The sequence below is a fragment of the Bacillus sp. 166amftsu genome (assembly GCF_900107445.1).
Lineage (GTDB): Bacteria > Bacillota > Bacilli > Bacillales > Bacillaceae_G > Bacillus_A > Bacillus_A arachidis.
Genome location: NZ_FNQA01000002.1, coordinates 150,658 through 163,556, shown reverse-complemented (window position 1 = coordinate 163,556; position 12,899 = coordinate 150,658). Strand labels below are relative to the sequence as shown.

At 33.4% G+C, this 12,899-nt stretch carries 11 protein-coding genes and 2 pseudogenes; 1 reads left to right on the top strand and 12 read right to left on the bottom strand.

What is annotated here, in order from left to right:
* Positions 1–219: 219 nt before the first annotated feature.
* The 10 genes and pseudogenes from BLV40_RS07480 to BLV40_RS07435 form a co-directional block, all read right to left on the bottom strand.
* Positions 220–753, bottom strand: coding sequence for a GNAT family N-acetyltransferase (locus tag BLV40_RS07480; RefSeq protein ID WP_090688603.1), 534 nt, complete (start codon positions 751–753; stop codon positions 220–222).
* A 340-nt stretch (positions 754–1,093) separates the two neighbouring features.
* Positions 1,094–1,771 (bottom strand): MgtC/SapB family protein, encoded by a 678-nt coding sequence (locus BLV40_RS07475; RefSeq protein WP_026592286.1) that lies wholly within the window; start codon positions 1,769–1,771, stop codon positions 1,094–1,096.
* 274 nt (positions 1,772–2,045) lie between these two features.
* Positions 2,046–2,699 carry a YkyA family protein gene (locus tag BLV40_RS07470; RefSeq protein ID WP_026592287.1) on the bottom strand — a complete coding sequence of 218 codons (654 nt, stop codon included), beginning with the start codon at positions 2,697–2,699 and terminating at the stop codon, positions 2,046–2,048.
* A 17-nt stretch (positions 2,700–2,716) separates the two neighbouring features.
* Entirely contained in the window at positions 2,717–3,538 is an 822-nt protein-coding gene (locus BLV40_RS07465) for a peptidoglycan-N-acetylglucosamine deacetylase (protein ID WP_026592288.1), read from the bottom strand.
* A 264-nt stretch (positions 3,539–3,802) separates the two neighbouring features.
* On the bottom strand, positions 3,803–4,801 hold the full coding sequence (locus BLV40_RS07460; protein WP_026592289.1) for an LCP family protein: 999 nt from the start codon (positions 4,799–4,801) through the stop codon (positions 3,803–3,805).
* Between the two features lie 278 nt (positions 4,802–5,079).
* Positions 5,080–5,446 (bottom strand): annotated as a pseudogene (locus BLV40_RS07455) (glycoside hydrolase); the annotation flags it as partial.
* Positions 5,447–5,724: 278 nt separating this feature from the next.
* A complete protein-coding gene (thrB, locus tag BLV40_RS07450; protein ID WP_026592292.1) occupies positions 5,725–6,627 on the bottom strand; it encodes a homoserine kinase in 903 nt (300 codons plus the stop codon).
* Positions 6,624–7,682: a threonine synthase gene (thrC, locus tag BLV40_RS07445; RefSeq protein WP_090688601.1), complete on the bottom strand. Its 1,059-nt coding sequence runs from the start codon at positions 7,680–7,682 to the stop codon at positions 6,624–6,626. The genes thrB and thrC overlap by 4 nt, the downstream gene beginning before the upstream one ends.
* Positions 7,675–8,969 (bottom strand): annotated as a pseudogene (locus BLV40_RS07440) (homoserine dehydrogenase). The gene thrC and the pseudogene BLV40_RS07440 overlap by 8 nt, the downstream one beginning before the upstream one ends.
* A 1,048-nt stretch (positions 8,970–10,017) precedes the next feature.
* On the bottom strand, positions 10,018–10,656 hold the full coding sequence (locus BLV40_RS07435; protein ID WP_090688599.1) for a pyridoxamine 5'-phosphate oxidase family protein: 639 nt from the start codon (positions 10,654–10,656) through the stop codon (positions 10,018–10,020).
* An 84-nt stretch (positions 10,657–10,740) separates the two neighbouring features.
* On the opposite strand from BLV40_RS07435, the gene BLV40_RS07430 reads away from it, so the two are divergent.
* Positions 10,741–11,355, top strand: coding sequence for an NUDIX hydrolase (locus tag BLV40_RS07430; RefSeq protein ID WP_090688597.1), 615 nt, complete (start codon positions 10,741–10,743; stop codon positions 11,353–11,355).
* 74 nt (positions 11,356–11,429) lie between these two features.
* Here the strand turns inward: BLV40_RS07430 and BLV40_RS07425 are convergent, their stop codons facing one another.
* Complete coding sequence (locus BLV40_RS07425; protein ID WP_026591943.1) at positions 11,430–11,771, bottom strand: SdpI family protein; 342 nt, start codon at positions 11,769–11,771, stop codon at positions 11,430–11,432.
* Positions 11,772–11,942: 171 nt separating this feature from the next.
* Entirely contained in the window at positions 11,943–12,788 is an 846-nt protein-coding gene (locus tag BLV40_RS07420; RefSeq protein WP_090688595.1) for a peptidoglycan-N-acetylglucosamine deacetylase, read from the bottom strand.
* Positions 12,789–12,899: the final 111 nt, after the last annotated feature.

Genomic DNA, 12,899 nt, shown 5'->3' with positions numbered 1-12,899 from the left:
TCATTATCAATTCAAGTGTATATTTCAGAATTTTTTTATCATAATTAAATTTTTGGTTTTTTAGTCATATTTTTTCTATAATTTTAAACTTAATTACAATCTCATTTCTCAATGGATTATAGATCCCGTACATAAAAAAGAGACATACATAGTATTTTGTACATCTCCTTTTGAAACCAATTTGTTGTTTACATAATTATATTATTTCTATACTTTCTTTCAATCTGATATTACTCTATGAAGGTAATTTATATCTCTCCAACAATACGCCGTTTCTTGAACATTTACTCTCTCTAAAAACTTTGTATCAACTCGCTCTGGAGAAAACTTTTCATAAAAACCTATTGAAGGGTTATTCGATATAACCCAGACTAATACAGAATCAATATCATTTTTTATAAATTCTGACATAAGTGTTTGAAATAATCGCTTCCCTACTTTATATCCTTGGTATTCTTCCAAAAGATAAATTGCATATAATTCTCCATCACAATCATATTGTCCTGTTCTTTCGGGCCCACCATCAATAAATCCTATAATTTTCTTATCTAACGTTTCTGCTACATACCTATATTGATTTCCTACCGCTTGTTTAAAAATACTTTTCCATTGTTTTTCCCGACTCTCATATGTTATATTATCTATAATTTTATCAGGTAATATTCCTTTATATGTTGTTTTCCAACTATCAACATGTACTTTCACGATTCCCTTTATATCCTTTTCTGTTGCCTTTCTGATTTTTATGTCCATTTCTTCTCCCCCTTTTGTTCCTCATTGTATCAAAAAGAAACAGGATATCTATATAGATAAACAAAATAAATTAAAACCCTCCTTAAATCTTCATCTTACTTCTACGATTACAATAGAAAAAAACAGACGACAAATCAGGCTTGATAAAGTGCAACTTGAATCAATAAAATCGTTTTTCATCTCCTGCTTATTATTCCTCATCTAAACTCTTTACTTTCACTAAATGTTTAAATAAAAATGATACTGTCCGCAAATAGCCGAATAACAAAAATGAATCTAAAATAAAAAGGATGAATCTCATCATCCTTTTTATCTCATATCACCTTTTCAACTTTTCTAACTACCTACTCTCCACCTCAACCGAAATAATATGATCAATTTCTTTTAGAGAGCTGTATAATTCAGTTGTATATAAATCTTCAGGTGCCAATATAACCATTTCTAATTGCTGAGATTCACTATCAATATCTTTAATTTTCACGCGTTTTACTTGCATGTTTAAGTTATTAATTTGTTTAAAAATACCATCTAGTTCCCGGTGCTCATTTACGATAATTTTAATAGCTACATCCTTTTGTCTTAAAGAATAAGGACCTGCTATTTTAACAAGATGAGGCAATACATTTATAGCTAATATAATTAAAATCATCGCAACTGTTGCTTGTATATAAAAACCCGCCCCAATTGCAATCCCTAAAGCAGATGCTGCCCAAACCATTGATGCCGTTGTTAGCCCTGAAATAACATCATTATTTCTTCTTAAAATAACTCCAGCTCCTAAAAAGCCGACGCCACTCACAATTTGAGCTGCTAAACGCATTGGATCCATATTTGTATGGCCTGGTGAAGAGTAAACATTCACAGATTCAATCGAAACTATCGTAATTAAACAACTTGCTACAGAAATGACCATACTTGTTTTCACACCAAGTGGCTTATTCTTTAACTGCCTGTCAATCCCTATAAATAAACCTAAAAAGAGCGCTAAACCTAATTTGAGTAAAAATTCATATGTCATTTTTCATTCTCCTTACTTATATGATGTTCATCATTTCGTTTCTTAAACATCATTTTCTCCCTTAAATATAAAACTATAACTCTTTTAGAATTTTATTTCCATTCTTTTCTGCTCTACAAGTTAAAAAAGCCGAAAAAAACATCATAATTTAAATGTTCTCTCGGCTTTTTTGTCTGTATGATTCAATTTAGATACTGTATGATTTTTCGACATATAAATCACTGCTACGAAGAAAAGGTTTATATCATTTTTAAATTTGAATTTATATATTTTATTATTGTTCCTTAATCTTGATTTTCGCTTCTTTATAGAATGCTAATTTTCCTTCGTTATACTCTTTTGTATATCCATTAAACTTCTCTTTTTCTTTTTGCATTTCTTCCGTTAATTTATTTAACTCGTTCACTTTCTCGCTGATTTCTTTTAACTTTGTTTCTTTTACTTTTAACTTTGCATACAGCTCTTTTTCAATCGCCATTGATTTCACATAGTTTTCATTCATTTTTTGAAAAGCATCGTAACGTTTTTTATAAGCTTCTTCTACTTTTTTGGCTTGTTTTTGTATTTGTTTATCTTTAATTTTCTCTACATTACTTTGAACTGCCTTCGTTTCTTTTTGTGCTTTCTCTAATGCATCTTTTTCACTTTTTAATATTTTTTCACGCTCTTCTACATTTGAAACTGCTTGATCTAGTTTTTGTGCAACAGCCTCATTATGCTCTTTTCCTTCATTTAAAACTTGAGTATATAATTCTTGTCCTTGTTTTTCTAGGGTCTCTAATTTTTTCGCATCTTCAAACAACGACTTCTCTTGTTTAGCTGCATTTTCAAATGCAACAAATAGATTTTCTTCTGGTTTTTCACCAAAACAACCTGATAATAATCCTACTGATAGTACTCCAACTAATGCTACTTTTCTATAACTCAACTTCTTTTCCTCCTATGTTACATACGTTTGTCATGCCAAAAGTTCAATGAGAAGTGATCAGCTTCATTATATGCTTCAAATTCATATCCTTTTTCTTTTAACCCTTTTATAATTGCTGGTACTGCTGCAACAGATTGTGGATGAATATCATGCAATAAAATAACTTCTTTGGGATTCTTTGCACTTGCAATTACATTTTCAGCAATTTTGGCCGAACCAACATCGACTGGCATTTTGTTATATCTCCAATCTAAAGAGTCAATCGTCCAATCCCAAACTTTAAGATCACCTTCTACTACTTTGTTACGGAGCGCTTCATTTAAACCAGGCATAGAACCATATGGAGGACGTGTTAATTTTGGAGATTCTCCAATAATATTAGCTATTAAACCTTGATCTTCTTTCATTTCATTCACATACTCGCCACTTGTATATAGCCTCTTGAAATTGTGTGTCATACTATGCATACCCACATAATGACCTTCTACTTTCTCACGCTTTACTAAATCTGAAAACTGTTTTACATTTGCACCAATCAAGAAGAATGTTGCTTTCGCATCATTTTGTTTTAATATATTTAGTAGTTCAGCTGTATATTTTCCTGGTCCATCATCGAATGTAAGATACGCAACTTTTCTTACTTGACCATTAAATTGAGCTGGTGCCGTTTTATTCATTTCCACTTTTGACTGCTCACTTGCAAGTTGTACTGAATTTACTTGATTTGCCACTGCCCTAGCCGGTGAAGTGATTGATTGAAACACAAAATACCCAACTGCGATCGCAATAATAGCCACTATTGTAACTATAATGCTTTTTACATTAAATACATTTCCCATTCTATGAAATCCCTTTCTTTCTATTAATTTATATAATTCTTCCATTCATATTAATATATATTCAATTTCTTTTTAACCTTCAAAAATGAACATTATCAAATTATATAAAGGAAGTATTACCCTAATTATTATACTCTTTAATCATTAAATAACTATATATACATTTTATTATATATGTAAACATTTTAAAATAACTCCAATGGTATTTTTCCCATTATATATATATATTTTAAATAAAAAAGATTGGCTAGGTGCCAACCTTTTTTATTTTTGTACTGCTTTTGGCGTAACACCCAGATGTTCATTCAATTTTTTAGAAATGTCTTGCACATTTTTTTCGTTTGGAATGTAGTAATAAATACCACCCATACGTTTATCAGTACCTTCTATTTGCATTTTCTCCATTTGCAAATCATTTCCTGTCATATTTCTTGCAATAGACAGCATATCATCAAATGTTAAGTTCGTTTTCATATTGCTATCAATAGCATCCAAAAGGGAACCTAATTTACTAATTGATTGGACAGACATTGCTTTTTTCGCAATCGCTTCAATAACGAGTTGTTGTCTTTGACCACGCATTGCATCACTATCAATTTTACGTGTTCTCGCCAATGCTAGAGCCTGCTCTCCATTTAAATGTTGATAACCTTTTTCTAAGTGAATCATACCTGCTTGATCTTTACTATCTTGTTCTGTAAATGCAACTGGAACATCCACATCAATACCGCCAAGTGAATCTACAATTTTTACGAAGGAATCAAAGTTAAATTTCACATAATAGTCAACTGGAACATTTAAAAATTTCTCTACTGTATCCCTTGTACTTTCAACTCCACCAAATACATGTGCATGCGTAATTTTATCCATTTTCTTTTTTGATGGAATATATACGCGGGAATCACGTGGAATACTTACTAATTTTACTGATTTATCATCTTTATTAATTGTTGCCAATAGTAGTGCATCCGTACGAACAGCTTCTCCGTATTGTCCTTTTCGAATATCACTTCCATCAACACCCATGATTAAAACAGAAATGTTATCTTTTAATGGCTCAACCTCTTTATCGCGCTTAGTCGATTTTTCAATTTGTGCATATGCATCACTGACAACCGCTTTTGCTTTATTATATAAAAACGAACCATATCCTACTCCACCAAAAATGAGTAGTAAAAATGGAATCAAAATGAACCATTTCACAGATTTTCTTTTAGAACGTTTCTTTTTACTTCTTGTATTTTGTTCTAATTCAGAACTCATGTCTATTCTCCTCTCTTTCTCTTATCCTAGTATACTTCATGTTTATTAATCTTCATATTGAATTTCATTTCATTCACCTTACATTTTTGTAAGGTTTCATTTTAAAGAAGTAAAATCAATATGTATTTCATTTCACATTATACTCTCGGATTTTATTTTAACAAGACGTCAAATAACATTTTCAAAAAATTTACAATTTCGTTTTTCAATACTCGTACAAAAGACCGCCAGTGAGTACTTTCATTTCATAACTAACAGAATCGTTCTAAATAATATTTTTACTTTTCGGTCATTTTTGGTTTGTAAATCATTTTCTTTCCTTCTTCAAAAATAACAGCTGATTTTGCTGGTACTTTTGTATCTTCTGTTTGCACAAGTTTATCTTTTGAAAGATATGCAAAATTCGTCATCTCTTCTGTCACTGCTTTCTTATGAAATGATTCCCATGTTTTCAAATGATGCGTAATTTTATCCCGCATTAACGGGTAGTAATACTCCGACCTCATCTTTTACCTTCATACTCCCCCATTCCCGATGATGTGTTGTAATTACAGAATCGTTGTACACGAATTTATATAAAGGGATTGAATACACAGGATTTAAATATACTTGCTTATATTCTTCTTTGACTGGCACTTGTTTTGCTTTCTCTTGTAATGTTTTAAATTCACCCTTCTCTACAATATTGTTCTGATACAATTTCGCAATATTCATCGCATCATTATCAGTCACGTACAGTTGAAAACCGTATAATTTATTTTTACTACTACACACTCAACAAATCCTTAACCTGAAAATGACTACAGCACTTTTGTACACGTGCTGTAGTCATTTTTTATCTATTAATATGATATCTATAACCACAAGCAATTTGCGCCATACACAATATAAGCCCCAAGAAATTCTAGACTTTCTGATACATGTTACAATTTTTCTATACAAATATCCGCTTCACTTTTGACAACTACTCCCTCATGATCAATATCCAGTTCACAAACCTTAAATACCGGAAATACTTTCCCTAACTGTTCAGCAATTTCCCGACGTTTTTCATATGGAGTTAAAATAAAAACAGAAGGTCCTGCGCCACTAAGTGCTGTTCCGTATGCTCCAAACTTTTTTGCATACTCACGAATCGAAGACAAGAGTGGAACAAGCTGCGAACGATATGGTTCATGAAATCGATCTCTTTCCATCATTTCACCAACAACATTCCACTTTTTTTGACATAATGCTCCTACTAACACGTTACTTATTGCACTTGCACGCACAGCATCATGAAATGGCAATGTTTTGGGTAATACAGATCGACTTTTATTTGTATCTAATTCCTCATTTGGAATAAGTGAGATGACTCCCAATTCTTTACTCTCTATCCTTACAACAGATACATAATTTCCATCCATTGCCCCGATGACTGTACCACCTAAAATAGAAGCTGCTACATTATCAGGATGCCCCTCAAAGCTTGTAGCAAGGTGTACTTTTTCATCCGTTGTTAAATGTAATTCTCCAAGTTGATTAGCAAGTTCTATTCCTGCTACAATCGCTGAGGCACTGCTCCCTAATCCTCTTGTAAGCGGGATATTACTAGTAACTTCTATTATATGGGGATCTAAAGACGGGCATACCTTGCGTGCCGTACTTATGATTAAATTTCTTTCATCATTTGGAATAGACGAATCAAAGGAATGAAGAACATGCCAATGTGTGGACCTTTCCCTAACAGTCATTTCTAAATACAATGATAATGCCATTCCTACAGAATCAAAACCAGGTCCCAAATTTGCTGTACTAGCTGGAACACAAATTTTAAATGGAATCACGAAACAATCACTCCTTTAATATGTTCTTTAATTTTTTCCATATCGTTTGAAACACTTGCAATCTCTAAGTGGTTAGAGGAAATTGCAATATCAGGATCTTTCAAACCATTTCCTGTTAATACAGCGACAACTGTCTCTCCCTTATGGATTTTTCCAGCTTGAACATGTTTGATTACACCTGCTAAGGAAGCATTTGACCCTGGCTCTGCAAAAACTCCCTCTGTTTTCGCTAACAACTGATACGCATTTAAAATTTCTTCATCTGATACCATATCAATTTCACCATTTGATTGTTCCGCCGCTTCTACAGCATAGGACCAACTTGCTGGATTCCCAATGCGAATCGCAGTTGCAACTGTTTCTGGTGAATCAATGACATGCCCTTTAACAATTGCAGCTGCTCCTTCTGCTTCAAAACCATGAATTCTTGGTTTTTTAAATCCCTTTTCTTTTTCATACTCACAGAAACCTTTCCAATATGCTGTAATATTCCCTGCATTTCCAACTGGAATAGCAAGAACATCTGGCGCTTTTTGCAACTGATCACAAATTTCAAACGCAGCTGTTTTTTGACCTTCAATTCGATATGGATTCACCGAGTTTACTAATGTAATCGGTTCTTCTGCTGCGATTTGGCGTACAGCTTGAAGCGCATCATCAAAGTTTCCTTCTATTGAAATAATCTCCGCTCCGTATGCGATTGCTTGTGCTAACTTTCCCTGAGCAATTTTCCCTTTAGGTATAACAATAATACACTTCATCCCAAGGCGAGCAGCATATGCTGCTGCCGATGCTGATGTATTACCTGTTGAAGCACAAATAATTGCCTGTGATCCTTCTTCTTTTGCTTTCGCAACCGCCATCACCATTCCCCTGTCTTTAAAAGATCCTGTTGGATTAGCACCTTCATATTTTCCATATAAATGAATCCCTAATTCTTTAGAAATATTCAGTAGTGGAATGAGTGGTGTATTTCCTTCCATCAAGCTTACATCTGGTGTATGATCATTCACCGGTAAATAAGAAGCATATTGCTTTAATAATCCTTTATACATATTGTTTCTCCTCCTCAATAGCGTAATAACTTTTTATTTCATTCGCTACACCATCTATTAATGCTAAAACTTTTTCAAACTGATATTTTGAAGTTTGATGCGTCACAATTACAATTTCCGCAAGCTCTTGATTAAATGGAAGTTGCATAATCTCTTCTAAACTAATCGATTCATTGACGAAACATTCTGTGATTTTCTGAAACATTCCTGGTTCATCTCGTAATAAAATACGTAAAAAGTATTTCGAAACAATTTCTTCATCCTGTTTTAATTTATAAGGCACTGACTCTTTTAGCATATCTTGACTTTTCATTACTTGATTCATATTTTTAACGATTGAAATAATATCACTCACTACAGCAGATCCTGTTGGTAATTTTCCAGCCCCTGGCCCATAAAACATAACTTCCCCAACCGCATGACCGTGTACATATACAGCGTTAAATTCGTTATTCACATTAGATAGTGGATGATGGCTCGGTAATAAAGTAGGCGCTACACTTAAGTTAATAGCTGAACCTTCCTTCTCTGCTTTCCCAACCAGTTTCATAGTAAAACCTAGTTTCCTAGCCATTTCTAAATCTTCTTTCTCTACATTTCGAATACCTCGAACATGTACATCATCTAAAGAAACATTCACTGAAAATCCTAAGTTTGCAAGAATAGCCACCTTTCGCGCAGCATCTAGTCCATCTACATCTGCTGACGGGTCTGATTCTGCAAAGCCTAATTTTTGTGCTTCTTGCAATGCCTGCTCATATGACCAACCATTTTGACTCATTTTTGTTAATATATAATTTGTTGTGCCATTTACAATTCCCATAATCTTTTCAATATGATCAGAAGCTAAGCCGTCTACCAATCCTCTTAAAATTGGAATTCCTCCAGCTACACTTGCTTCATAATATAACTGACAGCCATTTTCATTTGCTAATTTTAATAATTCATTGCCGTATACGGCCATTAAATCTTTATTTGCAGTTACAACATGTTTTTTATTACGTAACGCCCTTTCAATAGACTGTTTTGCTTCTTGAATCCCCCCCATTACCTCTACTACGATGTCAATGTTAGGGTCTTCTAAAATTTCATTTGCATCACTTGTTATTTAATTCCATCCATTGAAACATCACGTTCTTTTTCCACATCACGTACTGCCACCGCTTTTACCTTTACTTCATACCCTGTATCAAGACTGATTTTCTCCTTGTGATCTTCCAAAATATGAACGACACCGCTCCCTACAGTTCCAAGTCCTAACACTCCAACGTGTACTACATTTCTCATTTTTAAATCTCCTCCTATTTTTCAAAATACTTGATGATTAACTTCTCCCCATTTACGCAGTCAATGGTGATTCTCGTTCGGATCAATTTTTTCATTCAACTGCACCTCCTTTCAATTCAGCATTGAATTTTATAAAAAAACACACTCATCCCTAAAAAGGGACGAGTGTGTTTTCGTGGTTCCACCCTTGTTCCAATCCAAATATACATTCATTTTGAATTGCTCAAGTTCAGATAACGGCTGAGGCCGCCAATAATTACTAGATTTCTCGTTCACTACCAGAGTTCAAAGGTGGTAAGATTATTTTCCGTGTTAGGAAGCTCGCAGCCTATGGCCTCCCTCTCTGCAAACCGTAAAAATAATCTCGTGTCCTTATCATTACTTTTCGTTCGGTTCTATTTGTTAATTCATTATACGTACATATTGCAAAAAAGCAAGAAAAGTTTTTATTTTTTAAATTTTTGATATTTATATCATATAAAAAACACACTCATCCCTAAAAAAGGGACGAATGTGCTTTCGTGGTTCCACCCTTGTTCCAATCCAAATATACATTCATTTTGAATTGCTCAAGTTCAGATAACGGCTGAGACCGCCAATAATTACTAGATTTCTCGTTCACTATCAGAGTTCAAAGGTGGTAAGATTATTTTCCGTGTTAGGAAGCTCGCAGCCTATGGCCTCCCTCTCTGCAAACCGTAAAAATAATCTCGTGTCCTTATCGTTACTTTTCGTTCATGTCTATTTGTTAAATTATTATAGTTACGACAATTCAAAAAAGCAAGCTCATTTTTGAAAAAACATTCATTTTACTATTTATACATTCTTTACTATATAACATAATTATAGCTTTACTTTATATCTTAAAATAATAATTCCGGCAATGAATGAACCTATTAAAAGATTCCCCATAAAAAAGTGTATATTACATGATAATAACCTATAGAAATATATTCTGGCGCTCAAGCCATACTGAATATCCTTGAAAAAAATGCCTTTACATTAATTATATTTACATACTTTATCAAACGATATACTATGCGATTTTTCAATACAACCTTTTTGTATAACTTTCTTCTAATGAGCGTGCAACTTCTTCTTCATTTGCGTTCACTTTAGCATGATCAACCAGCATTTTTGCCGCTGATGGTAATACTTCTTTTTCTAACCAAGAATCTGGATTCCATAATTCAGAACGTATAAACGCTTTAGCACAATGGATGAAACACTCTTCTATTTCTACAACAATTCCAAGGAGTGGATTGCGTCCATTTACCTGCATCTTTTCTAAAATCTCTTCATCGTTTGTAATAGCTGCACGCCCATTTATTCGTAATGATTCTCCAAGCCCTGGAATGAAAAAAATAAGACCCACCTTTGGATTAGATAAAATATTAAGAATAGAATCCACTCGCCGATTCCCCGGCCTTTCTGGAATTACAATTTGATTTTCATTTAAAACATATACAAATCCAGGTGCATCTCCTCTTGGCGAAGCATCACAATGTCCAAACTTATCTGAAGTAGATATTACAAGAAATGGAGATTTAGATAGAAAATCACAACAATGATGATCAAGTGATGGAATCACTTTCTTTACCGCACGCTCACTTGGATACCCTAAAATATGACGTAATTCTTCTTCCGTTGAAATGAAAGAATTTATTTTTGTTTCCCCCAATCTCATTCAATATACACTCCTTATTTTTCTTTTTTTTCCAAAATTACATATAATTATTGTATACTAAACTATACAGAAAGGGGAATATAAATGACAGAATGGTTAACGATATTTGATCCAGCAGGAAACAAAATTGGAAAAAAACTACGTGATGACGTACACCGTGACGGTGATTGGCACGAAACATTCCATTGCTGGTTTGTGGAAAGAGAAAACGAAGACATTTCTTTATACTTCCAATTACGAGCTAAAAATAAGAAAGATTTCCCAGGAAAATGGGATATTACATCTGCTGGACATATTATGCATAATGAAGATGTACGAATAGGTGGTCTTCGTGAAATAGAAGAGGAATTAGGCTTATCCTTTCAAGCTACTGACTTAGAATACAAAGGCATTTTTAAAATCAATCATGAAATTCCGCACTTCATTGACCGTGAAATGTGTCATATGTATTTTCACGCTGTTACAAAATCACTTCCGTTCGCACCAGGTGATGAAGTAGAAGATGTAATGAAAATAACTGCGACTTCTTTTTTACAGCTTTTAAAAAGAGAAGTCACATCTGCAACAGGAACTTCCATTTCAAACAAAAATGCTAAACCTATTACAATAACATTTGCAGATATCTATCCATATGAACTTGAATATTATGAATTTGTCATAGAAAAAAGTCGAGACATATTAAATAACAATAATTTATGAATTCTGATTGACTCCTAGCTTATATAGCATGGGAGTCAGTATTTTTTAATAACAAGATATACGGAATATTCCCATTATTTCTCCAGCGCTTTTAATCTATTCTCCACCCGTATAAATAAGCAAATGATTAATACGATCATAAGACCTAAAATAGCAATCATTGTATGCGGATACCTAAATAGCATCCCTATTAAACTTCCTATTAATATCATTAAAAGTCCATTTTGTTTCATCACTTCCGCACTATATTGATTTCCAACATCCCATAAATCTTTATTTTTCATTGATCGCTTTGTTCGATATCCGTATACTGCGTTTATATCTGTTGGTGGATTTTTTTGCAATATGAGTGCAGCTAGTATAAATATAATACCGATTAATATGCTCATTCCTATATTTATAAGTACATATATCATCTTATCACCTCACATCCCCCTAAACTTTTTCCAGTTTATCCCTCTATAATACAACAAAAAGTAATTACAAATCTATATTTTCCATAACAAAAAATACACCACTCTTGCTTAAATGATGTATAAGCTGAATACAGTATTTTATATTCATAGCTCAAACTTATTGTTTTATATTTACTTTCTCTGTTTCGACGTTTGAAACATGCTAGGAAGCGTCACAAATCGTGATCCTTTCGCTTTCAGCTCAGGAATAATTCGATCTAATGAATCTACAGATCCCTGCAAGTTCGCTCCTGGCGTCGAATGTTGTAATACAACACTTCCTGGAAACGCATTACCTAATACAGTATTTGTAATCTTTTCTGCACTTACACCTTTCCAGTCAACTGTATCTACACTCCACTGCACAATCATAAAGTTTTGCTCTGTAGCCCATCCCAGCTGTTTTTCACGTATTTCACCATAAGGTGGCCGTATAAACTTTGGCGCATATCCCACCAATTTCTTCAATATCTCTTCTGTTTTTACAATTTGATTTCGGTATTCTTCATCACTCACTTTAGCTAAATTGGGGTGATTGTACGTATGATTCCCGATAATATGTCCCTCATCCGCAATTCGTTTTACTACATTAGGATACCTTTCTGCATTTTCACCTAGAAGAAAAAAAGTACCTTTCACACCATAACTTTTTAACTTATCTAATATTTGCGGGGTAAATACAGGGTCTGGCCCATCATCAAATGTAAGAGCAACTTCAGCTTTATTATATGGACCTGAAAATGCATAAGCATATTTTTCAACCCATGAAAACGGAGTCCAAGAACCCCTCTCTTCTTCAGCACCTTGAACCTCATTCTCCATACCGATATTTACCAATTCAAGATTCAAATGAGAAGGATTTTGATAATAAAGTACATTTGAATGCGGCACATAAGAATACACATTATAGAAAGGGCTATTACGTTCTGGAGTCCATTGAAAAGGAATAAGCATTTCTGATGGATAAAAATAATACATAATAAAAACCTCCCTTACATTTTATATGCCGTTCATTCAAATTTTGTTAGAAGGATACATATTTACAAACCAAAATAAGACCGCTCCATCATTGGAACGATCTCATTCCTT